Consider the following 23,530-nt stretch of genomic DNA (forward strand, 5'->3'; position numbering starts at 1 on the left):
GAATTTGCAACGTTCGAAGATGCCTATGAAGCCGTAGACCGTTACATGGATTTCTACAACAATCGCAGAATGCATACGAGCCTTCGCAGAATGCCACCGGTTAAATTTTTGGAATGGGTCATGAGCCTAGAAGACCGTTCCGAATTCTTCTGGCCGAGGAAAAAAGCGAAATAAAGAGCATGTCTACGGCAATATTCAATTTTATACGGAGGACTCCGGAATTAGGGGGTCGCACCGATACCAGCGTATTTTCGAAGCAACTCAAGCGCTTTACATTTCCATCACTATAATCCGTTGCGCAATGCCGCAGGCCGAACCATCATGAAGCAAATTCGCCTCAGAACAGGATCCGCACCGTCGTCCCCTTCCCTACTTCGGACTCAATTTCTACGCGGTGGCCCAGCTTGCCGCAAATCTGCTTCACCAGATACAGCCCCATGCCGGTGGATTCCTGGAAGCTGCGGCCGTTCACTCCGGTAAAATAAGCATCGAACACACGCGGCAAATCGCCCGCCGGAATCCCCACGCCTTCGTCGCGCACCTCCAGTACAGCCTTCCCCTTCTCCAGCTCGTATCCGCGAAAATGTACGATTCGTCCCTCCTCCACCGTATAGCGCAGCGCATTCGTAATCAGCTGGGTCAGCACAAACGACAGCCACTTCTCGTCCGAGGTAATATGAATGCTTTTGTCCGCTTCAATCGCCGGAAATACCCGTTTACGGATGAACAGCCGCTTCTGCTCCGAGGTTACCCGCCGCAGCGTTTCCTCCAGATTCAGGCGTTCTACATAGAAATCATGCTCGAACGTATCCAGACGCGCCGTGTAGAGCACGGTGTCGAGACCTTTTTTCAGCCGGTCCAGCTCGTCCCCGATTGCCGAAAAAGGCGTCCCGTCCTTATCCTGAATCATCAGGTGAATGACCGACAGCGGCGTCTTCATCCCGTGCACCCACTGGTTAATGAAGTGAATATGCTCCTCCAGCTTGTGGCGGTAGCTGTGCAGGTCGCTTTGGTACAGCCGGAATTGGCGGGCCAGCAGAGCACGCAGACTCTCCGCCAGCGGGGAGCTTTGCTCGGGACCTCCGCAATCATCCAGGGAAGACGGCAAATTCTCCATTCTTATATAGAAGGAACGATTCGTAAAATAGCGGTAAGCCAAATAAGCCAGCAGCAGACAAGTGCTGAGCAGCGCAGCGTACAGACTCACGTTCATTCCGCTGCCCCCGTCCAGCCGGTACACCAGTGTGATCATCAAAAGCTGGGCCAGATATACAGTAATTAAGGGCGTCTGTTCCCGTAAAAAAAGCTTCACTCACTCATCTCCCCAATTCGCTTGAAGTCGGTATCCCTGGCCCCGCACCGTCTGCAGGCCGTCCTGAATGCCCAGCGCGGCCAGCTTCTTGCGCACCCGGGTAACATAGACATTGAGCGTGTTGTCATCGACGAACGCCTGGTCGTCCCAGATCTTCTCCAGCAGCCGGTCACGAGTGACTACCCGGCCGTTCTTCTGCATCAGCTCATCGAGAATCTTCGCCTCGGTATGGCTTAGATCGACTCTCTCACCGCCCCGCGTGAGGACAAGCCGTTCCACATCCAGCGTCAGCCCGTCAACATGCAGGCTGCGCTCCTGTCCCCCGGCGGCGTATGAGCCGTAGGCGCGGCGGAGATGGCTTTTGATTTTGGCGATGGCAATCTCATAATCGAACGGTTTGGTGATATAATCATCCGCACCGTTTTCCAGCGCCATCACCTGTTCCATTTTGCCGTCGCGGGCGGAGATGAACAGAATCGGGCAGGTAGAAATCCCCCGGATCTGGCGGCACCAGTAGTAGCCGTCGAAGCGGGGCAGATTGACATCCAGCAGCACCAGATGCGGGGCAAAGGCTTCAAACTCGCTCCGCACCTCGTCAAAATCGCGCACCGCCTGTGTCTCGTATCCGAACTTATGTAAATATTCCTGCAGCAGCGCCACAAGTCCCTGGTCATCCTCGACGATCATTATTTTAAACATTATACAGGCCTCCGCTTGCAGCCTCCGGCCGATGCCGGGGCGTTTGCCCATAATATAACCAGTACCTGCCGGATAGTCAAATTTACGGTATACTGGACGCAGGCGAGCTTGACCCTTAAAGTCAATGGACACACGATGTTAGAATGAAAAATGCACAGCCGTTAACAGGCTAACAATAAGGAAATAAGAAAACTAGCGGGAGGTGGCTCAGATGGTTGGATTTCGGCAACGGTATAGCGAAGGATTTAAACGCTGCAAGCGCCGCAACGCCCCCTGCCAACACTATCCCGCGCCGCCGTTAAGCGTGTTCCCGCAGGGAACGGCAAGCGCTCATGCGCAAGCGTCGCCACGCAACGCGCGAAAGGAGCATCTTCGCCCATTTCCGGGTGTCCAGAGGGTGGAACCCTTGGGGTCCCCCTTGGCGAAGGGGGATTTAGGGGGATCGAAAAGCTTTTTCAAAGCTTCTGAAATTTCAATTTCGTGAGGTGAGCCATCCATGAAACAAAACAAATACGACGACTCCGGCTTCTTCGCCAAATACAGCGAGATGCCTCGCTCCGTAGGCGGACTGGAGGCGGCCGGAGAATGGAACGAGCTGCGTTCCATGCTGCCCGAGCTGCGCGGCAAGCGGGTGCTCGACCTGGGTTGCGGCTTCGGCTGGCATTGCCGCTATGTCCGCGAACAAGGTGCGGCCTCGGTCGTGGGTATTGACCTGTCGGAGAACATGCTGAGCCGGGCCCGGGAAATGACTGACGATGCCCAGATTCAATACCGGCGGATGGCAATCGAGGATGCCGACTTCGCCGCCAATGAGTTCGATCTCGTGCTCAGCTCGCTGGCACTGCATTATGTCGCCGACTTCACCGCAGTCTGCCGCAGCGTCCGGCATTGTCTCAAGCCCGGCGGCAGCTTTGTGCTGTCGGTGGAGCATCCGGTGTTCACCGCCCTCGCAGCGCAGGACTGGTGCTATAACGAGACCAGAGAGAAGCTGCATTGGCCGCTGGACCGTTACCATGAAGAAGGGCCGCGAACCGCCAGGTTCCTTGACGAGGATGTGGTGAAATACCACCGGACGCTGGCCACTTACTTGAACACGCTGCACGGCAACGGCTTTCAGCTCGCCGAGCTGTCCGAGCTGAAGCCGACGCAGCAGCAGCTGGAGCAGCATCCGGCATGGCAGGAGGAAGTCCGCCGGCCAATGTTTCTGCTGCTGTCGGCCGTCAAGGGGTAGCATGTGACGCCGAGTGTGCGGTGAATTTGCCGGTGCGTTACCGATTGCCGGCTCAACCACCAACGTGTGAACGCCCTGGTAGCAGACTTCAAATTTGGTCCGGTAAGAATAGGGATGGTCGCGCGGCTGGAAATAGCCTTGGATACATGTCCGATTGCTTCGTTGAGTTGCCTTTCCCTTGAACCCGCCGGTGCATTCCCGTGTTCCGGCACACACCGCCAACAACGCCAAACAGCCGCCTCCCGCAGGTTAACCCGCAGGAGACGGCTGTTTCATAGCCTCATTATTAGTTATCTGCCGTCGAGCAGATTGCCCAGGCCGCCGAGGATGCTGCCTTCCTCGCGGCGGCCGGCGTTACCGGCGGCCGACAGGATGCGGTCAGCCATGCGGCTGAACGGCAGGGACTGAATCCAGACCTTGCCCGGTCCGCGCAGGGTGGCAAAGAAGAGGCCCTCGCCGCCGAACACGGCTGTCTTGATTCCTTTGACGAACTCGATGTCGTAGTCAACCGAGGACGTCATAGCCACCAGACAGCCGGTGTCGATCTTGATCGTCTCGCCGTGGGCAAGCGTGCGCTCCAGCACATAACCGCCGGAGTGGACAAAGGACAGTCCGTCGCCCTCCAGCTTTTGCATAATGAAGCCTTCGCCGCCGAAGAAGCCTGCGCCCAGCTTACGCTGGAATTCGATGCCGACCGAGACGCCCTTGGCCGCGCAGAGGAAGGAATCCTTCTGGCAGATAATTTTGCCGCCGTATTGCTGCAGGTCCAGCGGTATGATTTTGCCGGGATACGGCGAAGCGAAGGTGACGCTTCTTTTTCCGGATCGGCCTGTATGGGTGTACACGGTCATGAACAGGCTTTCACCCGTCAGCAATCGCTTGCCCGCACCCATCAGCTTGCCCATCAGTCCGCCGCCCCGACTGCCGCTGCCGTCGCCGAAGATCGTTTCCATCGAAATCTCCGGGTCCATCATCATAAAGCTCCCTGCTTCGGCAACGACGCTCTCACCGGGGTCCAGCTCCACCTCCACACATTGCATTTCTTCGCCCATAATCCGGTAATCGATTTCGTGAGCACTCATTTGCCGCTTCCCCCTTCATTAGCTTCCACATGAATTGAATGAGAAATATACGCACCTTCAACTTCTCCGGTTTCAACTTCCCGTAATATGTTTCTCGATGATTGTCCGCAATTCCTGTTCGGCCTGGCCCGGATCGTAGGCAGAGTTGTCGATATACGCCTTGTCCATCGCCAAGCCTTCAACTATGCTGCGTTCCAGCTCAGCCCGGGCTTCCAGCACCCGAATTGTTCCTTCCACTCCCGATGCTCCGTGCGCCTTGCCATACCCCTGTTCATTGTAGTAGCGGATGAAGCCTTCCGACCATTCTCCGGGCCGCTCCTGAAGTGCCTTGCGGAAGGTGAATTCCACGTCCCGTTGCCCTACATAGATCAGCAGAGGATCAAGCGGCAGGATACTTTCCAATAATTCTATCACATAAGCGTTAACGTCCTTAGCGCTCGCGCCATATTTAATCATGCCCATCGTAACCGGATTTTGTATGAAGCAGCACTCGAATACTGTTACGGCATCGTCCTGCTGCGCCACTTCACTGAAACGTCTCCAGCGGTTCGCGATAACTCTCCTGTTCTGTGCCAAAGGCAGTTCATAGACATCCTTTTCGGCCAGAAGCTGCCGGATATCCTCAGACCAAGGCTTGCCGGTCTTCCGTTCAATGGATCCATAGGGTATAAAAATCTCCCCGCCGCACTTGAAAGCGGCCTCCTCTACTATTTCCCGTTGTTCCCCGCTGCAGACATGCAGCAGCCTGGCATATTCATCGGCGGTCATACAGGCGGTTGCTTCATAGTCTGCCGGATGATCGGGCCCGCCTTCCAGGAACAGCCGCACCTTATAGCCCTGCTCAGCAAGCAGCTTGCCGGCAAGCTGCGCTGTCGTCGATTTTCCGGCGCCGGGCAGCCCTTCCACCAGAATAAGCTTCGTTGTTGTCATAGATCTCAGCCTCATTTCCGCTATAACTGGTTATTGTAACAGCATATCAAGCCGTACCGGTATGGAACAAGGGAAAGGATGCTTCAAATGATTCTCGGCTAATCCTGCGAAATATATCCGTTTCTGGTTGCTTCTATATAGATTGAATTAAAAATTTTATGTTGGGATTAGCCGTGACTTCAGAGAACATTGGGACTTACGTCCGTTGCCCGCCCGCAAATTTCTAAGCTGCTAATTGCAGTTTGTACAACTATATCCATCTAAACAAGCCGTTTTCCGGCAATAGTTGCATTTCGTACATCTATTTTCTTACTTTAAGGCAGTTTGATCCCAATATGCTGATTTTAGTTGCACAAAATACATCTATCCTTCGCAAGATAGGTATAGACCTAACAAATAGTTGTACGCAATACATTTATCCTTGTTAAACAGGGTCTGCCTATCTTTCATCATAACTATTCAGAACTGACTGCCAGTGAATCATACAGCCAATAGCGGTATCCATCCGGTTACCGGGGGAACGGGCAGCGCATGAAAGTCTGTACATTTACTGAAATCACTTTCAGTCCTTATCCGGCTAATCTTAAGTTCAACTTATACGGAATGAAATTTTATGCTTTTTATCGTATAATAATACAATCTATTTATTTCTCAGAAGGCAAGGTGACTATATGCATCTGACGGATATCCGGACACTCGACGCTCAACAGATCATGAATATTTTTGAAACAGCCGACCGTATTGCCGTAGGACGCGGAGGGCCGCTATTAGCCGGCAAATGCTTCCTGCTCTTCTTTCCCGATACCAGCCTCAGGACCCGGCTCACTTTCGAGCGCGGCATCCAGGAATTGGGTGGTTCATGCGTGCTGTTCCCACCCCAGACCCTTGATAAGCAGGAAGATCTGCAGGATGTTGCCAGGTACGCCGCCAATTGGGCTGATGGCCTGGTGATCAGGCATCCTGACGATCACAAGCTCCGGTTATTGGCCGGGCATTCGCCAATTCCGGTGATCAATGCCATGAGCGCGAACCACCATCCGTGTGAAGTTTTATCCGACCTCTACGCGATCCGTAAAATGAGGGAGCACTACAAAGAGCTGGCCTATACCTTCGTCGGGCCTCCGGGGAATGTGTTCAATTCCTGGATGGAGGCTTGCCAAGTGCTCGGTCTGCGCTTCAACCACGTCTGCGTACCGGACTATGAACTGGGCTCACCTGGCGCCGGCTATCATTTTTACACCGGACTGGAAGAGGCGCTGGCAAAGAGTGACGTGATTATGACCGACGCCTTGCCTTCTGGACTAAGAACACCGGAATATATTGATAAATATCAGATAACGGTGCCGAAGCTAAGAAACTCAGCCAGACTCCATGCGCTCGTTAACCCGTGTCCTCCGTTCACCCGCGGGCTGGAGATTCATGAAGATATTCTTGCTTCGCCTTATTTTGTCGGGTACGGATTCAAGCAAAGCCTGCTCTGTGTCCAGCAAGCCATTCTTCTGCATTGTCTGCTAAACTGAGGAGAGATTGGTGTTAAGGAGTGGCTCATGAATGAAACGTAGATTACGGGCGGTTCTGCTGCTGGCCCTGGTTCTGCTCTGCGGAGCCGGTTACACGGGGGTCAAGATTTTTCAGCACCGGATGAACCAAGAAATCTTAACTTATCTTATCAACGAAAAGGGATATTCCCGGCCGGAGATCCACACCATAAGCACAAGCATCGGCAAGGCGCCGGTGGTCAGTACCACGGTTATTTTCAGCGATGACAGAGGTTCACGCTATTTCTACCGCAAGGAAAACGGCCGGATGTATCAATACAGCATGGCTCCGGTACACGGCGTGGACGATGGCCGCAGACCCTATAAGCACGCAGATACCGATATATAAAAAAGGCCAGCCCGGATAAGCTCCGGCTGGTCTTCCTGTACCCTGATTCTCAGGGGCTGGTTATGTTCACATCTTCCATTGCTGAACTTATGCTACTGTACTATCCTGCGCCTGCCCCAGCTTCGGCTGTACCTTCGGCGCCTTGACAAACTTCCGCTTGCCCACGCTTGTTACAAAGGTCACGCAATAGCCTGCTACAACCACGGCCATTACCGTAAACAAGGTTTCCTTGAGCGGCATATAAAAGAGCGACAGTGCCAGCACGGCGACATCCATCAGGATGAACACAGTACCCACTTTGATTCCCTTCCATTCGCTGATCAATACGGCGAAAATATCGTCTCCGCCGCTTGCCCCGCCGCCTCGCAGGACGAGTCCTGCGCCGAGGCCTGTCAATACGCCCGACAATAAGGCCGCAACCGGCAAATTATCGTGCAAATCAATGACCCACCCGGAATAACGCTCCATCAGCCCGTAGAAGAGCGTGTAGGCTCCCACTGAGATGAATGTATTGCAGACGAACGTTCTTCCCTTAAATAGCATGGCAATAATGAGCACTGGAATGTCCATAATCAGAATGGACAGCGATGGTGAAATCCCTAATACGTATTTGCCCAGCAGGGACAAGCCTACAAAGCCGCCCTCGGTCAAATGGTTCTGATAATTGATATGATAATAAGTAAATGCAAGCAGAAAACTTCCCAGCAAAATAACGGTGAGTCGAAGCGGCATTGGCATACCGCCGTTGTCTTTCCTCATACAGGTCTCCCCTTATCGTAAATGGCGGCTAGACGAATCCGCAGCCTCTACGACGGGTATACCTTGAGGAGTTGGTCCTTCGCATACTTCTTTCTCCCTTCCCGCGTTCGAGGCGGCTTCGTCAGCTAATTCAAGCGACGCGCATCTTCGGCAGGGAAGCTAAGTATAAGAGAGATCATAACGTTTCCAAATCGTCCTTTGGGGAATCGTCCTTCGGGGACACATGGTATCCTGATCCTTTCTTTTTTTGTTTTTTGAATATGTTCTGCTTACATTATACCACGCGAAGGGTGAAGGCTAAACAGCTTGCCAAAAAAAAGCAATTTCTAACCCGGTAAATCAGTCCTGGCTGCGCAGCAGACGGTTGACCGTCTCGCGCCGCACGCCTATCAATTGCCCGATCTCCTCTTGCGTCAACAGGTCTGTCAGTGTGGCGCCATGCGCGTATTCGCCGAGCCAGCGTTTCAGCAGATCCATCCGTTCACCCGGCGATCCGACGGTGAGATGATCAATGCGCGTCTGCATGAACCGCACCTTCTCCTGCAGCAGCAGCGCAATCTCCATCACCTTCTCCGGGTCCTCGCGCAGCTCACGGTACCATTCCGCAGCCGGAACGAGCTCAACCTCGCTCTTCATCATGGCGACCGCCGTTCCATGCGCCTCCTTTGGCGAAATGAGGGAATGGTGGGGAACCGTCTCTCCGGGATACAGCAGGTTAAACAGCACCATGTTCCCGTTCTCGTGCAGCCGTGTCACCTTAAACAGGCCGCTCTTCACCCGAAACAGATTCTGGCAGGGATCCCCCTGACGGAATAATGCTTCCCCCTTGTGCAAAATCATCTCGCTCTCTCCTTTGTGCTCTGTAGATTATATGGCTAATTATACCGAAATACGCATGCAAAATGGAGCGGGAACGATTAAAAAAACAAAGAGTCGTCCAAAATAGTTACTTAATGATCTTAATGGATTATAATTCCAGTTTTATTGACAGCTTATATCCCATTGTGCGAACATTATATCCTAGCATTCGAATCCAGATTGAAGGAGTTCCTGTAAGTGAAGGCTTCAAAAGAACCGTTATGGACCAAAGATTTCACCGTCGTCTCCGTCATTAATTTCTTCGTCATGCTTGTCTTTTATCTGCTGATCGTGATCATCTCGGCCTATGCCGTCGACGAGCTTCAGGCGTCCACCAGCCAGGCGGGCCTTGCGACCGGCATTTTCATTATCGGTGCGCTGATCGGGCGTCTGGCCACCGGCAGCATTATCGATTCCTTCGGCAAGCGAAAAATATTATTTCTCGGCCTGTCCCTCTTCATCCTAACCTCTCTGCTCTACTATATTGAAGCAGGTATCACCTTCCTGTTCATTACCCGGCTGCTCCACGGCATAGCCCTTGGCATCGCCAGCACCGCTACCGGAACGCTCATTGCAGCAATCATTCCCGCTTCCCGCAAAGGCGAGGGCATCGGTTATTACAGTATGAGCACTACACTGGCGACGGCGATTGGCCCGTTTCTCGGACTCTACCTGACACAGATCGCCTCTTATACCGCAATCTTCTCTTTCTGTCTGGCGCTCAGCATTATCAGCTTTACCGGTGCGCTCGCAGTGCGCACGAAAGAACCGGAGCCAAGCCGCACCGCCGATGCCAAGCGTGAGGCGTTCAGCCTCTCCAGACTGATTGAGCCCAAAGCCCTACCGATTGCAGTAGTCGTGCTGGTAACCGGCTTCGCCTACTCCAGCGTGCTGTCCTATATTAATTTCTTCGCCAAAGAAATCGGGCTGGTGGAAGCGGCCAGCTTCTTTTTCATTGTATACGCCGTGTCCGTACTGGCCTCACGCCCGTTCACAGGACGCCTGATGGACAGCAAGGGTGAGAATCACATTATGTATCCCGCCTTTGTTGCTTACGGTCTGGGGCTCCTGCTGCTGAGTGCAGCAGGCACAAGTATGGTGCTGCTGCTGGCCGGAGTGCTGATTGGCCTCGGCTTCGGCAATATGCAGTCCACCACCCAGGCGATTGCCATCAAATCAACGGTGCCGCAGCGGATGGGGCTGGCCACCTCGACCTTTTTTATTTTTCTGGACGCAGGCCTTGGCTTCGGGCCCTACGCTCTCGGCCTGATTATCCCTTCCACCGGATATAGAACGCTGTACGCCTCGCTCGGCGTGCTTATGCTGCTGATGATTGCCGGATACTACTTCCTGCACGGGAACAAAAGCAAGGCCAGAACGGCGCATTAACCGGTTGTACGGTGCAGAAATGCCCCATGAATAAAAGAGCCCGCAGCTCCTGTAAGGAGAGCTGCGGGCTCTGTCTGCTCAATCGGTTATTTACTTGCCGGCGAGCGGCTTCTTCCACAAGCCGAGCATCAGACCGGAGATCACGGCACCGATCAGCACCGCCAGAATGAACAGCAGCGCATTGCTGGAGAGTGCGGCAACGAAGATCCCGCCGTGCGGCGCCGGCACGTTGAGGTTCCAGAGCTGTGTGAGGCCGCCGGCGATGGCGGAGCCCACGATGCAGGAAGTCAGGACGCGCATGGGATCGGCTGCGGCGAACGGAATGGCGCCCTCGGTGATAAATGAGAGACCAAGCACATAATTGGTAAGGCCGGATCTGCGTTCCGTTTCCGTAAATTTGTTCTTGAACAGCGTTGTGGCCAGTGCAATCGCCAGCGGAGGAACCATCCCTCCGGCCATGACGGCGGCCATCATCAGGCCGTTCTCGTTGCCGCTGGAAGTGAAGACCCCGATGGCGAACGTGTAAGCGGCCTTGTTGAACGGTCCGCCCATATCGATAGCCATCATGCCGCCGAGCACCAGGCCCAGCAGTACGGCGTTGCCGGTACCCAGATTGTTCAGTCCGTCAATGAGCAGCTCATTAAGCCAGCTGAACACCGGATCGAACAGATAGAACATAACCGCTCCGGTAATGAGCAGGCCGAAGACCGGATACAAGAGAATCGGCTTGAGGCCATCAAGCGATTTCGGCAGTCCGGCGAACGCCCGGCGCAGCAGCAGGATCACATAACCGGCCAGGAAGCCGGCGGCCAGACCGCCAAGGAAGCCTGAACCGGAGTTCAGGGCCATGAAGCCGCCGACCATACCCGGCATCAGCGCCGGCCGGTCGCCGATGCTGAGGGCGATGAAGCCGGCAAGGATCGGAATCAGGAAGTGGAACGCCCCGTTATCTCCGCCGCCGATCGTCATCAGCAGCTCTACGAGCGGGTTATCCGCTCCCAGGGTCTGCTCCAGCAGGAAGGACACGGCGAGCAGAATACCGCCGCCGACCACGAACGGCAGCATATGCGAAATCCCGTTCATCAGATCTTTATAGATCTTGCTTCCGATGCTGCGTTTGCCTTCCTGCACCTCAGCGCTACCGCTCTGTCCCCCGCCTCCGCGGTAGGTCGGGGCATCGCCGTTCAAAGCCTTGGTGATCAGCTGCTCCGGCTTGCGGATACCGTCACTGACCGGCGTCTGCAGCACCGGCTTGCCGGCGAAGCGTTCCATCTCCACATTCTTGTCGGCCGCCACAATAACGCCGCTGGCACGGGCGATTTCATCCGGCGTCAGCACATTCTGCGCACCTTCAGAGCCGTTTGTTTCGACGCGGATGTCAACGCCCATCTCCCGCGCCTTCTTCTTGAGCGCATCCTCAGCCATGAACGTGTGGGCGATGCCGGTCGGGCAGGCTGTTACAGCCACGACGAAGCCTTTGGAAGCAGGAGCAACAGGTATCGACTCAGCCTTCTTCCCGGAAGCCGGCTGGCTGGCGGCAGTCTGGGCAGCCTCCTGCTCCTGGCGCGCCTCTTCCTCCGCCTGCTTGGCGTCAAAGAGCGCCGACACTTCCTGCGGCGTACGGGCATTTTGCAGCTGCGCGATGAATTCGCTTTCAATGAGCAGCCTCGACAATGCGGCCAAGGTACGCAGATGTACATTCCCCGCTCCCTCCGGAGCCGCGATCATAAAGAAGAGATGGGCCGGCTCATCATCCAGTGCTTCATAATCCACCCCCCGGGTGCTGCGGGCAAATACGACCGTCGCTTCCTTCACCGCTGCCGTCTTGGCATGCGGCATCGCAATGCCGCCGCCGATGCCCGTGCTGGACTGGGCCTCGCGGGCCAGAATCTTCTCCTTGAACAGCACAGGATCACTGATCCGTCCACTGGCGGCCAGGCTGGCGATCAGCTCGTCGATCGCCGCCTCTTTGGTGGTCGCCTGTAAATCCATAATCATAGTTTCCTGTATCATTAAATCCGTAATTCTCATTTTGATCACTCCCAGCTTCGTTCTATGCTGCTCTTCTTACAGTTGCGTAACTTGAATGCCCGGCTCCAGCTGCCGGATATACCCGCCTTCGGCAAGATCGTCGGAGAACGCTGTTGCGCTTCCCGAAGCGACGCCGGTCCGGAAGGCCTCCTGTACGCTGCCGCCCTGCGAAAGCGTACCGACGAAGCCGGCAATCATCGAATCACCGGCGCCTACCGAGTTCTTGACCCGGCCCTTCGGCGCGTTCGCCGAGTATACCTCCCCGCCGCTAAGCAGCAGGGCGCCTTCGCCGGCCATGGAGACCAGCACATGCTGTGCTCCCCACTCCAGAAGCTTGCGTCCGTATACAATGATTTCATCACGGGAGAGATTCTCAACGCCGAACAATTCGGCCAGTTCATGATGATTCGGCTTGACGAGCAGCGGCGAAAGCGCCATAGCCCGTTTCAGCGGCTCCCCCGTCGTGTCGATGACGAATTCAGCGCCCTGCCGTTTGCAGACGGCAATCAGACGTTCATAATAATTGCCGCCCAGGGACGGTGGAATGCTTCCTGACAGAACGACAATATCTCCGGAACGGAGGGCATCCAGCTTGTGCAAGAGCGCCTCTGCTTCAGCCGGGGTAATATCCGGGCCGGCGCCGTTAATTTCGGTCTCTGTACCAGCCTTCAGCTTGATGTTGATCCGGGTATCCCCGGACACCTTGACGAAATCGCCGGTAATGCCCTCGGCGGTCAGCCGCTCCCCGATAAACCCTCCGGTGAAGCCGCCGAGGAATCCCGTCGCCGTATTCGCCACGCCGAGGCGGCTGAGCACGCGCGACACGTTGATTCCCTTGCCGCCTGGCAGCTTAAGGTCCCGCTTCATGCGGTTCAGGCCGCCCACCCGGAGTTCATCCACTTCCGCGATGTAATCGATGGAAGGGTTAAGCGTTACTGTATAGATCATGGTTATCCCTCGATTGTTAATAGATTAGGTTAAGCCAGCGTGTACTCAATGCCTTGCAGCCCCAGTTCACGGATAAACCCGTCCGGGGTCTGCGCGTCAAGCACGCAGTGGTCAAGCTCCCGGAGATCGGCGAACTTGCAGAAGGACACCTGCCCGATCTTGCTGTGATCGGCGACAAGGATGGCCTGCTTCGCAACAGAGATCATTTTGCGTTTGGTAGCCGCCTCCAGCATATTGGGCGTCGTGATCCCTTCCCGGGCGTCCAGCCCGTTCGTCCCGATGAACGCCTTGTCCACCCGCACCATCTCCAGTGAACGCTCGGTCATCGGCCCGACAAAAGCCAGCGTGTCCGGCCGCAGCATCCCTCCGGTAATCGAAACCTCCAGATGCCGGCAGTCCTTCAGCTCCCCGAGCGCAAGCAGCGAATTGGTGATGACCGTAAGGCGGGCAAAGGCCTTCAGCTCACGGGCAATCTCCAGGGTTGTCGTGCCTCCGTCCAGCAGGATCGTGTCCCCTTCCGAGACGAGCCCGGCCGCCTTGCGGGCGATCCGCTGCTTCTCCTCCTGGAACTGCGCCTCCTTGTCGGCCACGGCCGGTTCATACTGGGCTCCGCGCAGAGAAACTGCCCCGCCATGGGTGCGTTTCAGCAGCCGCGCTTCCTCCAGCTCCTTCAAATCCCGGCGCACCGTAGATTCCGATACGCCGAGCCCCCGGCTCAGCTCCTGAACAGAGCCTCGGGTATGGGTGTCGATATATTGCACGATGCTGCGTTTTCTCTCTTCCTCAAACAGCATACCGCTCACTCCATTGCTCATTTTGTGTTTTTTGTGATTATTTTTGACCATTTATGCTCATTTATGATTGTAACAGCGTTTTCATTGACTGTAAAGCGATTTATATTAGCATTTCAAATGTTAATTTGTACCTTCCTGCCCGTTTCCAACCGGCAATCTCCGCCGGCTCTTTGATTCCCCGTGAAATAACCTCCGAAATGCCTATTCCTCTTCCCGGGTTCACTCATAATTTATAATACATATGGCGAAAAGCGGGTGAGAGATATGGCCATTCACAACAATAACGGCAACAGACTGAGCGGAGGAAACAACGGCAATCCCCTTGAGACCGAGGAACTTTCCGCAGAGGATTTAGAGATTATTGCCGCCGGACTGGCCGTGCTGGGCGAGTTTTTTGCTTTTCTGGCACTCGTCAAGGCCAGGGAGGTAACCAAAAGTACCGGGGGCCAGGCGGATATTGATCCGCTTCTCTTTGTCCAATCCAAAAAAAAAGCGGTCAAACGGAAATCCCGTTTGCCGCGTTAAGTCATATACGTATCCTCCGCTAAATCCGGATCGGCCTTAGAGCGGCAGAGCATGATGCCCGGCGAAGATAGTATTCGCCTTCTCCTGCTCCTCCGGCCCGGATTCATCTTCCAGCTCCACAAAGACGATAATATGCTCAAGATCGGCATGCCTCGCATACTTCAAGGCATCCTCTTCGGGGATACCGCTGCCGATCAGGCTGACGGCCAGACCGTCAATATCCAGATCCGCCCCCGCCAGCTTGGTAGCAGCGGACCCGGCAGCTACCGCCGTATCGGGGATCATATCGAGTCCGACACCGATTTCCCTGGCTGTGCCGAACAAGCCTCCGTTTCCCGCCCCGAGCTTGGCCGGACCTATCCCCGTATCCCTACTTATCCGCTCCAGCGCGCTCTTTTGCTTGGTCACCGCCGAAATCCGCTTCTTCTTGAATCCGCTCTCCAGCAGCGCCGCAATGGCCAGCGCAGCATCACTATGGTGCCCGAATATTCCTACAATCAGCTTGGCCACATTTCATCCCTCCCGATACACCGGTATTAACCTCCGCCCCTGCCGCTGAACCGGAGCAAGCCGCGCTTGAATCAATTCTCTGAAAATCGGTTAAAAAGATAGAACCGGGATAAATCCTGTCCGTATTAAAGAGTCATATCTTATACATAAAAGAGGTGCCGCTGTGCTGCAGAGCAAGTATTTTCGGACAAGTCTCGCTATTATCGCCTTTTTGACCATTCTATATCTGGGCTCCAAGGTCATTTTTCTCTTCAACCCGCTGATCAATATTTTCAATCTGCTGCTTGTGCCGATGATGCTGTCGGGATTCTTCTATTATCTGCTGCGGCCGCTGGTCAAGTTCCTGGAGCGCAAGAAGGTCAACCGCGCACTCGCCATTCTGCTGATCTACCTGGCGATAGTCGGTATCTTCGTCCTCTTCTGGATGCTGGTCTGGCCGACCCTGCGCGAGCAGATTCAGAACTTTATCAACAACACGCCCTATCTGGTTCAGGATATTCAGAGCCAGATTACCCGGCTGCAGAACGAGCCGGCGCTGTCGCGCTTTTTCCAGCAGGATGTTGAACTGACCTCCAAGATTACCGAGTATCTGAACCGGGCGATTACCTGGGTCACCAATTCCATGACCAATCTGATCGGTGTCGTCTCCAGCATATTCGTGGTCATCGCCACTCTGCCGATTATCTTGTATTACATGCTCAAGGACGGGCATAAGCTGAATCCGATACTGGTGGGGATTGTACCGCGCAAATTCCGCAAGGAAGGCCATGATACGCTGAAGGAGATTGATTCCGCCCTTAGCGGCTTTATTGTTACCCGTGTGCTGCTCAATGTCATTCTGGGCGTGATGCTGTACATCGGCTTCCTGCTGATCGGCCTGCCGTATGCGCTGCTGCTGGCAGTCATCTCCATTCCGCTGAACTTCATCCCTTACGTCGGCTCGCTGCTGGCCGCGGTTCCGGTCGTCATTGTCGGCTTTATCGAATCTCCGACGATGGCTATCTGGTCGGTAGTAATCATCATTGTTGCCCAGCAAATTCAGGATAACGTGCTGTCTCCGGTAATATACGGCAAATCACTGGATGTGCATCCGCTCACGACAGTGCTGCTGGTGCTGATCGGTGGAGATTTCTACGGGATTATAGGTGTGCTCATCGCACTCCCGGTCTACATGATCCTCAAGATCATCGTGCTGAAGGTATACAACATTATCGTAGCCGAACGGGGGGAAGATATCAGAACCCTCGAAGACGAGCAAATGTAAGCATCCGCAAAAAGGCCGTCCCTTGGCAGCTGTGAAGCAGCTGCCGGGACGGCCTTTATTCAGTTCCAGACAGGCAATCAGCCGCGCAGGGAACGGACGACAAACAAGTGCGCCCCCTTAGGGACATGCTGACCGCCCTGCAATGTAACCGAGCCTTTGGTATGCGAAATGATCGTTGTATTATAGGCCACCAGCTGATCGCCTCTCCAGACTGTGACAGCCGATTTGAAATAAATAGCGTTGTCGAACTGCAATCTTTCCCGCAGACAAAAACCGACGGAGTGAAGAACCGGCGCCAGGGCCCGCTCTTTGGGGGCTAGCGCCTTGATGAACACAATATCGTGAAAGGGGACGGCGATTTCCTGATGGCCGATGACCGCCACTCCGGCGGCTGCGTCCCATTTGCGCAGAACTCCTCTTAGAATCGTGTACGGCTTCTCACCGCAATACATAATAACCGGTCTGCCTACCCAATGCTTCATGCGTCCTCCCCCTTCACCGTGTCTCCACTACCCTTATAGATTGGGTATGGACCAATCAATGCCCTTCATGCCGTGCGATTCCAGATAGCTGTTGGCCTTGGAGAACGGCCGGCTGCCCAGAAAACCGCGGTGCGCCGAGAACGGGCTGGGATGGGGAGACTGGATGACCTGATGGCGCGTGCGGTCGATATACGCTCCCTTGGCCTGTGCATGACTGCCCCAGAGAATAAATACCAGCGGTTCTCCGCGCTCATTCAGCTTCTCCATAACAGCATCCGTAAACTGCTCCCAACCCAGTCCCTTATGCGAATTCGGCTGCCCTTCGCGTACGGTCAGCACTGCATTGAGCAGGAGTACTCCTTCTTCTGCCCAATGCAGGAGCGAGCCGTGGTTCGGAATATTTGCCCCGGTATCGTCATGCAGCTCCGCATAGATATTGCGCAGCGACGGGGGAATCCGCACCCCCGGCTTTACCGAGAAGCTTAAGCCGTGGGCCTGCCCGGCCCCGTGATAAGGGTCCTGCCCAAGGATGACCACCCGGGTCTTGCTGTAAGACGTCAGCTTCAGCGCCGAGAACAGCTCCTCCTTCGGCGGGTATACCGTATACTCCTTATATTCGCGGGCCAGTGTGTATCTCAGCTCCTGAAAATAGTCCTTCTGCGTCTCTTCCTGCAGCACCTCGTCCCAATCGTTGCCGAACATGACATTATCCTCCGCTTGTCGTATGATTCTCATTCTTTACCCGTTATTACCCAATTATGAGCTCATTTCCTGCCGTAGTCCGCCTTGATCTCTCCCCATACGCTTGTCTGCCATTTAAGTACTTTGTTCTCATATTGGTTAGATTGCAGCCAGCCCACCGCCCGGTCCACCATCAGCCAGATTTCTTCCGTGGTGTGATCGCGCGGCAATGTGGTGGCGACTTTCTTTTGCTTCACCCATTTGAGGGCATTGGCCGAATCGCTGTACACCGTCCTGCTGCTACCCTGTTTCTTCAGGAGGGCCAGCGCATGGACAATGGCGAGAAATTCGCCAAGGTTGTTCGTACCCTTGGAGATCGGTCCGCAAGAGAAAATGACCTCGCCGGTGCGGGTATCCACCCCTTTATATTCGACCGGTCCCGGATTGCCGTGGGTGCCCACATCCACAGAGACGCTGTCATAGTCGATATCCGCAGGCTCTGAAGCAGCAGCGGTGCTCCGTCTGAAGGATGAGGCTGGCTTGCCTTTTGTCCCTGAAGCCGCAGCTCCGCTTCCCCAATTCCCCTTCCAGCCAGCCTTGAACGCAGCTTCCGCTTCTGCGCGCGACTCGTATGCTTTGAACTTGGCGCCGGCAAATTGATTGGTCTGGGCCTGGCACTCCGCCCAGGTGCCGTAGACACCCGGCCGCTTTCCTTCCCATACTACGTAATACTTCTGCTTGGCCATCGCCTACATTCCCTTCTTTAATCCTGCTATTTCGATTCTTCTGCATCCACAGTCGTCAGAAGAATATTGTAATCCAAACCGCAGCCGGTTAGAAGCACAAAGATTCCCCACAAACATTCCCCACAAAGTGAAGTGATGCTCCGATGCGTATGCCGGGTACTTTGCGGGGACCCCGAAATAAAAACCCATAAACATTTCCCGCAAAGGAATGGACCGTTTTGCAGCGTACTCTATGGCGGATATTTCTTTGCCTGGCTGCTTATACTATGCGCAGCGGGTTAACCCAGAACCGCCAGGGTCGTGTCAACCACAGACTGGAGCTTGTCTTTATCCGCTGTCGTCTTTACCATAACACGCAGACCGACCAGAGCGTTATGCAGACAAGCCGCCAACGCCGCCGCCGGAAGTGCGGCTGTAAGTTCGCCGCTGGCCTGGCCTTTTGTGATTAATTGCTCCAGCAGCTGTTCGGTTCTGAAGAATGCTTCATTCACCCGGTCGGCAACCTCCGGATCGTGTACAGACAATTCGACCGCCGAATTGACGAGCAGGCAGCCTTTCGGCTGGGACGCCTCCCGGTATACCACCGCTTCGAACAGCCGGCGGATTGCTTCCTTCACCGTTGGAGCCGCCTCAAGCGGTCCGTAATTTCTGGCCGCAAAGCCCTCGGCATAACGTTCCACGGCTTTGAGATACAGGGTATGCTTGTCCCCGAAGGTATCATACATGCTGCGTTTATGAATACCCATGCCGGCAACAAGGTCCTGCATGGAGGTCTTTTCATAGCCTTGACGCCAGAAAATATCCATGGCTTTGCCAAGCACATCATCGACGTCGAATTCTTTGCTTCTGGCCATCGCCATCCGCTCCTTTCAGCCATTATCTTATCATTAATAGAACGACCGGTAAACAATATGCTTCGCAGGAAGCACACTTACAAGGAGGGTTAAACCATGAACAGAATCACCAGTATTGCTCTATCTTTAGCGTTGACCTTGGTTGTCTTGAGCGGCTGCGGCAGTTCAGATAACAACACAGCGGACAATGGGGGCAACGGAACGTCAGCGGAGAATGGCCAAAACGCCGCTACCGCAGCTCCAGATGCCGTCACATCCGCTTCTGTAGTCGACAACAACGACGCTTTTAAGAAAGCCATCAGCAAGGAGGGCACCTGGATCGCCGCCACACTAAATGACTTGACCTTTACAGAGGATCTGGTAGTGGAGGGGGAATTCATCAACAAGGAGAAGCCTGCCCGCAAAATCGCCCTCTATACCCAGGATGCGGAGCATAATATCACCGCTTCCTTTAAGCTTACGGCACCAAAAATGACGATCCGCAGTGAAAACACCCAGCTGCAGGGCGGTATCTTTGTCGGGGATGTGTATGTCGAGGCCGACGGCTTTACCGTAATGAACGCGACGGTTCAGGGGAATGTCTATTTTGCCAATGACCAATACCAATCAACGTTCAACTCCAACGATCAAGGGATCGTTACCGGTGTAACAGAGGTTCAGAAGTAATTCAGAGTATCCATGCTCCAATGTCAAAATTTCGCCATACGCTCTTCCGCATTGTTATCTGTAGTAGTGGCTGATTATGAGACTCTGCAAATGTTTGGCCAATGCACAATTGGTTTAATTTAACAGAGCAGCACCTACTCTAGTGCCAACGTGCGAAGGAGGACAATCACTACATGTTCAAACGTATGGATGAGATCATGATTGAAATTCCCGAGGTGGAAAAGCCCGATCCCAATGCGGCTGCGGCTGTGCAGGAACTGCTGGGCGGGAAGTTCGGAGAGATGTCGACCCTGAACAATTATTTGTACCAATCCTTCAATTTCCGGTCCAAAGACAAGCTGAAGCCGTTCTATGACCTGGTCATGAGCATCACGGCCGAAGAACTGGGGCATGTGGAGCTTGTCTCCCACGCCGTCAACAAATGTCTGCGCGGCTCCACCGCCTACAAGGAGCCGGATAAGAATCCGCTGGAGGCGGTCAAGGATGCGCGGCTGTCCTATCATTTTCTCGCCGGTGCCCAGGGGGCCATGCCATTCGATTCCATGGGGAATCCCTGGAACGGGACTTATGTCTTCAACAGCGGCAATCTGGTGGAGGATCTGCTGCATAATTTCTTCCTGGAATGCGGTGCCCGCACCCATAAAATGAAAGTGTACGAAATGACGGACCATCCGGCGGCCAGAGCCGTAGTCGGCTTCCTGCTCGTGCGCGGCGGCGTCCATGTCGTGGCTTATGCCAAAGCGCTGGAAATCGCCACAGGCGTCAATGTCACCAAGCTGGTGCCGATCCCTTCGCTCAGCAACAAAAAATTCAGCGAAGCGGCCAAGTATGAGGAAAAAGGCGTGCACACCAAGCTCTACACCTGGAGCGACAAGGATTTCACCGACATCGGCCAGATCTGGAAGGGTACCCATCCGGAAGACGGCTCGCCGCTGGAGGTCATCCCCGGAGCACCGAAGGGCGTACCAATTCCGCCATCCCCTGAGGTACCGGAGGAATTTGCCCCGGGCATTTCCGAGGAAGAGTTCAAGGAAATCGCCAAGCGGCTGAAGATGGCCGGCAATATCAAAGATTAACGGCGTCCGGCGCCTGCCGGAGCTTCAAAAAAGAGGTTGTATTCCTGCTGCAGGACAACCTCTTTTTTCGTGTTTTTTTCGTGCAGAAAGGTATTGCCGTGCTGGAGTATAATAATGTTGCAAGTTAATCTGAAGGGGGGCTTTCCTTATGAGGCTACACCGTAGAGCCGCTTTCTGGCTGCCGCTTCTGAGTATAGTGATCTGCCTGAACCACTATTTCGGCAACGATGACAAGAACATCCTGCTGATTGGCCTTAACCCGGTTCTGAATGCCGCTGCAGATATGGAGCCCTTTCGGCATTGGATGCTTGACTTCGACAGCGGCAACAGCGCGGTCACCGGTGTGCGTTATACTGCCTATTTGCTCCATTTCACCACTTACCTGCTCATCGGCATCGCAGTGGACGGCCTTTTCTACTTCTCCCGACGCAAATCCAAACCCTAACGCTATGTATTATGCTTGCTCAATCATAACCGCCGCTGGCCTCAGGCAATTCCAGATATGCGGTCTTCGTCTTTACGAGCCCCAGCACATATTCCCGTAGCGCTTTCAGCTTCTCGGCATCCTCGGTCACCCGGCAGCGCTCCTCCGACCAGCTCCACAGCACCTCTTCACCGTCCGCGCGGATCCGCCAGTGCTCCTCGTCATAAGGGATTTGCGCACAGCCCATCGTAGCCGTGTCCAGCTTCAGCTCGCCCATGACCTGCAGGTCGCGCATCCGGCTGTAAATCTCGGCAAGCTCGCTTTCATTCAGTATCAGATTGGCCGTAGCCGTCCCCTGGCTGACCAGATCCTTGGTAACGGTCCCTGCAAAAGTATTGATTTCATTCTTGGCCGTAATCCCGAATTGTACGGAGAACGCAAAATCCTCCGGCATCTGCTCCGGCATGGCGGAGCCGGCGGATTGATCGCCCGCATTCCCGCAGCTGGCCAGCAGCAGAAGCAGGAGCAACACAGGTATACGGGACAGCAGTCTGCGCATGTTCCTTCATCCTTTCACACCACTCTCTTAGTATAGACGGACAAAGGGGGTGGAAAAGTTGCAGATTTTCAAAAAAATAACTGCCGGATTTCAAGCTTCCGGGCGTTCCAAATCCAGCGTAGTGCTTGCCGCTTCACGTCCGTTCACCAGCAGCACGATCCCATGCGCTCCCGGATAATGGCGGCGCGTCGTCAGATCGCTCCAGCTGTGCCTGCGGGTGCCGGCTACCACGCTTCCCCCGGGCACCGTGCGGTCGGCAAGCAGGAACAGCTTGCGCGAGCTTCTGCCGCTCGCCTTCACAAAGTCAATTCCGTATTCGACACGGATGCGCACGGGCTCTCCTTCCCGTACCTTCAGGCGGTAATCCAGCTCACAGCTGCCGCCGATCATCACCTGATCCGGCTCTGTAGACAAGGAAGCCTCTGCGATCAGAGGCTCATGCTCCGCTTCTGCAGCGTAACCGAACAGCTCCATGATCTCCGGAACAGCCTTGCGGATCAGTGAACGGCAGCCGTGGCGCACAATCCAGTCGGTACGCGCATCCTTCCCCATCCAGCGGCGGGCCAGCTCAATGACAAGCCCGGGGTGGTCCTTGGCGATGTCGTTCAGGTTGTTGGCGACGCTCTTGCGAACGTAGAGCGCCGGGTCCGCCTTGAGCTGCTCCAGCACCGGCAGCACCGGCGACGGATCACGCTTGAACAGCGGCAGCGCCTGGCCCCAGGGCAGACGCGGACGGCAGCCTTCGCTGGCGAGCCGCCGCACATGCTCATCCGGGTGCTGCGACCACGCCAGCATCTGCTGCATCATGCGTTCCGGCTGCTGCAGCAGGAACGGCCGGACGGCAAACTCCGCTGAAGACTTGGCTGTGAACCGCTCCAGCGCCGTCATCGAGAGCGGCCAATGCCGGTCGTCCTGGCCGTACAGCTCCACGAAATCGGGAAAGATCAGATACGGAAATCCCGTACACTCCCCGTCTATTGCAAACAGGATGCCCAGCGCCTCCTCATAATCCTCCGGCAGACAAGCGCCCAGCGTCTCCGTAATACGCCGCATCCTCGCCTTAAGCTCCAGCGTCTCCCACGGCTGCCGGAGCGCCGTCCGGACAAAGCTATCGGTGTCAAACTCCGGGTATGCAGACCGGATAATCCGGCCGAAGCTTTGCAGGAACTGCTCGTTGTACATTGCTTTCAAAGGTTCTGCCATATGAATCTCCTCCTGCCCGTATTCGAAGCCCAGTGTACCACAAGGAACCGGACAGCTTTATGTCAACTTTACGGATAGGTTTCGGCAGACTCAGACATTCTATGCTTGACAGATCACGAAATTGACCCAACTGTTTGCATTTACCTCTGTTACCTCCACGGCCTTCCGTGTTACAATGACTCGTAAATTATTCGGGTTAACAGGAGGTGCCCCACATGCCGCAAACCTTAAGCAAGAATCTCGACTTCTTCGTCGCCGCGCTTTCCCAAACCTATGTGTCGGCGCTGCAGCTGGACCCCGACGGAATGTACGCCCAGGTGGGATACGGGATTATCGAGAAATTCTCCGAGAGCTATGTTCGCCTGAAAAAATACGACGGAACCGTTTCGCACTACGACCGGGATATAACGAAATTCCAGCACAATACGGCCTAAACGGCCAACACGCACAGGGGGTTTCCCAAGCAGCCGCTGCACGGCTCTTTGGGAAACCCCCTTATTCACGGTTCAAGCTGCCGGGCGGAATTCCCGTGCGCAAAGGGCGGCCCTGCTGCAGTTCACCGTCCTTAAGCAGTTGTTTGTAAATTAATCAGCCCACGGATGCCGGCTCTGGGCCCGAAT

At 54.9% G+C, this 23,530-nt stretch carries 27 protein-coding genes; 11 read left to right on the forward strand and 16 right to left on the reverse strand.

Going from position 1 to position 23,530, the window contains the following annotated elements:
- A partial coding sequence (locus tag F1379_RS30670; protein WP_150265902.1) for an IS3 family transposase occupies window positions 1-174 on the forward strand: 174 nt, incomplete at its 5' end.
- A 163-nt stretch (window positions 175-337) separates the two neighbouring features.
- On the opposite strand, the gene F1379_RS02225 is transcribed toward F1379_RS30670, so the two are convergent.
- Window positions 338-1,312 carry a sensor histidine kinase gene (locus tag F1379_RS02225; protein WP_150265904.1) on the reverse strand — a complete coding sequence of 325 codons (975 nt, stop codon included), beginning with the start codon at window positions 1,310-1,312 and terminating at the stop codon, window positions 338-340.
- Window positions 1,313-2,011, reverse strand: a complete 699-nt coding sequence (locus F1379_RS02230; protein WP_150265907.1) for a response regulator transcription factor — start codon at window positions 2,009-2,011, stop codon at window positions 1,313-1,315.
- Between the two features lie 496 nt (window positions 2,012-2,507).
- On the opposite strand from F1379_RS02230, the gene F1379_RS02235 reads away from it, so the two are divergent.
- Window positions 2,508-3,242, forward strand: coding sequence for a class I SAM-dependent methyltransferase (locus F1379_RS02235; RefSeq protein ID WP_150265909.1), 735 nt, complete (start codon window positions 2,508-2,510; stop codon window positions 3,240-3,242).
- Between the two features lie 290 nt (window positions 3,243-3,532).
- Here F1379_RS02235 and F1379_RS02245 read toward each other — a convergent pair whose 3' ends face one another.
- Window positions 3,533-4,324 carry a TIGR00266 family protein gene (locus F1379_RS02245; protein WP_150265913.1) on the reverse strand — a complete coding sequence of 264 codons (792 nt, stop codon included), beginning with the start codon at window positions 4,322-4,324 and terminating at the stop codon, window positions 3,533-3,535.
- Between the two features lie 72 nt (window positions 4,325-4,396).
- Window positions 4,397-5,254 (reverse strand): P-loop NTPase family protein, encoded by an 858-nt coding sequence (locus F1379_RS02250; protein WP_150265915.1) that lies wholly within the window; start codon window positions 5,252-5,254, stop codon window positions 4,397-4,399.
- A gap of 671 nt (window positions 5,255-5,925) precedes the next feature.
- Between F1379_RS02250 and F1379_RS02255 the strand changes: the two genes are divergently transcribed.
- Window positions 5,926-6,774: an ornithine carbamoyltransferase gene (locus tag F1379_RS02255; protein ID WP_150265917.1), complete on the forward strand. Its 849-nt coding sequence runs from the start codon at window positions 5,926-5,928 to the stop codon at window positions 6,772-6,774.
- A 31-nt stretch (window positions 6,775-6,805) separates the two neighbouring features.
- The gene (locus tag F1379_RS02260) at window positions 6,806-7,141 is read left to right on the forward strand and encodes a DUF3139 domain-containing protein (RefSeq protein WP_150265919.1); all 336 of its coding nucleotides are present in this window, start codon (window positions 6,806-6,808) and stop codon (window positions 7,139-7,141) included.
- Between the two features lie 87 nt (window positions 7,142-7,228).
- Here F1379_RS02260 and F1379_RS02265 read toward each other — a convergent pair whose 3' ends face one another.
- Window positions 7,229-7,900 carry a YitT family protein gene (locus F1379_RS02265; protein ID WP_150265921.1) on the reverse strand — a complete coding sequence of 224 codons (672 nt, stop codon included), beginning with the start codon at window positions 7,898-7,900 and terminating at the stop codon, window positions 7,229-7,231.
- A 339-nt stretch (window positions 7,901-8,239) separates the two neighbouring features.
- The gene (locus tag F1379_RS02270) at window positions 8,240-8,740 is read right to left on the reverse strand and encodes a Crp/Fnr family transcriptional regulator (protein ID WP_150265924.1); all 501 of its coding nucleotides are present in this window, start codon (window positions 8,738-8,740) and stop codon (window positions 8,240-8,242) included.
- Between the two features lie 216 nt (window positions 8,741-8,956).
- Here F1379_RS02270 and F1379_RS02275 point away from each other — a divergent pair, with 216 nt between their 5' ends.
- Window positions 8,957-10,147, forward strand: a complete 1,191-nt coding sequence (locus F1379_RS02275; protein ID WP_150265926.1) for an MFS transporter — start codon at window positions 8,957-8,959, stop codon at window positions 10,145-10,147.
- Window positions 10,148-10,237: 90 nt separating this feature from the next.
- On the opposite strand, the gene F1379_RS02280 is transcribed toward F1379_RS02275, so the two are convergent.
- Genes F1379_RS02280 through F1379_RS02290 form a run of 3 tightly spaced genes read right to left on the reverse strand, consistent with a single transcriptional unit; the run spans window position 10,238 to window position 13,920 of the window.
- The gene (locus tag F1379_RS02280) at window positions 10,238-12,178 is read right to left on the reverse strand and encodes a PTS fructose transporter subunit IIABC (protein WP_150265928.1); all 1,941 of its coding nucleotides are present in this window, start codon (window positions 12,176-12,178) and stop codon (window positions 10,238-10,240) included.
- 36 nt (window positions 12,179-12,214) lie between these two features.
- Window positions 12,215-13,126, reverse strand: coding sequence for a 1-phosphofructokinase (gene pfkB, locus F1379_RS02285; protein WP_150265930.1), 912 nt, complete (start codon window positions 13,124-13,126; stop codon window positions 12,215-12,217).
- 29 nt (window positions 13,127-13,155) lie between these two features.
- A complete protein-coding gene (locus tag F1379_RS02290) occupies window positions 13,156-13,920 on the reverse strand; it encodes a DeoR/GlpR family DNA-binding transcription regulator (RefSeq protein ID WP_150265932.1) in 765 nt (254 codons plus the stop codon).
- A 264-nt stretch (window positions 13,921-14,184) separates the two neighbouring features.
- Here F1379_RS02290 and F1379_RS02295 point away from each other — a divergent pair, with 264 nt between their 5' ends.
- Entirely contained in the window at window positions 14,185-14,445 is a 261-nt protein-coding gene (locus F1379_RS02295) for a hypothetical protein (protein WP_150265934.1), read from the forward strand.
- A 36-nt stretch (window positions 14,446-14,481) separates the two neighbouring features.
- On the opposite strand, the gene F1379_RS02300 is transcribed toward F1379_RS02295, so the two are convergent.
- Window positions 14,482-14,955, reverse strand: a complete 474-nt coding sequence (locus F1379_RS02300; protein WP_150265936.1) for a general stress protein — start codon at window positions 14,953-14,955, stop codon at window positions 14,482-14,484.
- 163 nt (window positions 14,956-15,118) lie between these two features.
- Here F1379_RS02300 and F1379_RS02305 point away from each other — a divergent pair, with 163 nt between their 5' ends.
- Window positions 15,119-16,219: an AI-2E family transporter gene (locus tag F1379_RS02305; protein WP_150265938.1), complete on the forward strand. Its 1,101-nt coding sequence runs from the start codon at window positions 15,119-15,121 to the stop codon at window positions 16,217-16,219.
- A gap of 77 nt (window positions 16,220-16,296) precedes the next feature.
- On the opposite strand, the gene F1379_RS02310 is transcribed toward F1379_RS02305, so the two are convergent.
- From F1379_RS02310 to F1379_RS02325, 4 genes are all read right to left on the reverse strand, one after another.
- A complete protein-coding gene (locus F1379_RS02310; RefSeq protein WP_150265940.1) occupies window positions 16,297-16,701 on the reverse strand; it encodes a hypothetical protein in 405 nt (134 codons plus the stop codon).
- 33 nt (window positions 16,702-16,734) lie between these two features.
- The gene (locus F1379_RS02315) at window positions 16,735-17,403 is read right to left on the reverse strand and encodes a uracil-DNA glycosylase (RefSeq protein ID WP_150265942.1); all 669 of its coding nucleotides are present in this window, start codon (window positions 17,401-17,403) and stop codon (window positions 16,735-16,737) included.
- Between the two features lie 62 nt (window positions 17,404-17,465).
- A complete protein-coding gene (gene rnhA / locus F1379_RS02320) occupies window positions 17,466-18,128 on the reverse strand; it encodes a ribonuclease H (RefSeq protein ID WP_150265944.1) in 663 nt (220 codons plus the stop codon).
- A gap of 278 nt (window positions 18,129-18,406) precedes the next feature.
- Window positions 18,407-18,982, reverse strand: coding sequence for a TetR/AcrR family transcriptional regulator (locus F1379_RS02325; protein WP_150265946.1), 576 nt, complete (start codon window positions 18,980-18,982; stop codon window positions 18,407-18,409).
- A 96-nt stretch (window positions 18,983-19,078) separates the two neighbouring features.
- Between F1379_RS02325 and F1379_RS02330 the strand changes: the two genes are divergently transcribed.
- The 3 genes from F1379_RS02330 to F1379_RS02340 all read left to right on the forward strand — a co-directional run bounded on the left by F1379_RS02330 (window position 19,079) and on the right by F1379_RS02340 (window position 21,169).
- Window positions 19,079-19,648: a hypothetical protein gene (locus F1379_RS02330; RefSeq protein WP_150265948.1), complete on the forward strand. Its 570-nt coding sequence runs from the start codon at window positions 19,079-19,081 to the stop codon at window positions 19,646-19,648.
- Window positions 19,649-19,821: 173 nt separating this feature from the next.
- Window positions 19,822-20,724, forward strand: a complete 903-nt coding sequence (locus F1379_RS02335; RefSeq protein WP_150265950.1) for a manganese catalase family protein — start codon at window positions 19,822-19,824, stop codon at window positions 20,722-20,724.
- Between the two features lie 148 nt (window positions 20,725-20,872).
- On the forward strand, window positions 20,873-21,169 hold the full coding sequence (locus F1379_RS02340; RefSeq protein WP_150265952.1) for a hypothetical protein: 297 nt from the start codon (window positions 20,873-20,875) through the stop codon (window positions 21,167-21,169).
- Between the two features lie 19 nt (window positions 21,170-21,188).
- Here the strand turns inward: F1379_RS02340 and F1379_RS02345 are convergent, their stop codons facing one another.
- Entirely contained in the window at window positions 21,189-21,707 is a 519-nt protein-coding gene (locus F1379_RS02345; protein ID WP_150265954.1) for a hypothetical protein, read from the reverse strand.
- 90 nt (window positions 21,708-21,797) lie between these two features.
- Window positions 21,798-22,910: a DNA alkylation repair protein gene (locus F1379_RS02350; protein WP_150265956.1), complete on the reverse strand. Its 1,113-nt coding sequence runs from the start codon at window positions 22,908-22,910 to the stop codon at window positions 21,798-21,800.
- Window positions 22,911-23,125: 215 nt separating this feature from the next.
- On the opposite strand from F1379_RS02350, the gene F1379_RS02355 reads away from it, so the two are divergent.
- Entirely contained in the window at window positions 23,126-23,344 is a 219-nt protein-coding gene (locus F1379_RS02355; RefSeq protein ID WP_150265958.1) for a hypothetical protein, read from the forward strand.
- Window positions 23,345-23,530: the final 186 nt, after the last annotated feature.

Source organism: Paenibacillus tepidiphilus, from assembly GCF_008635795.1.
Classification (GTDB): domain Bacteria; phylum Bacillota; class Bacilli; order Paenibacillales; family Paenibacillaceae; genus Paenibacillus_AQ; species Paenibacillus_AQ tepidiphilus.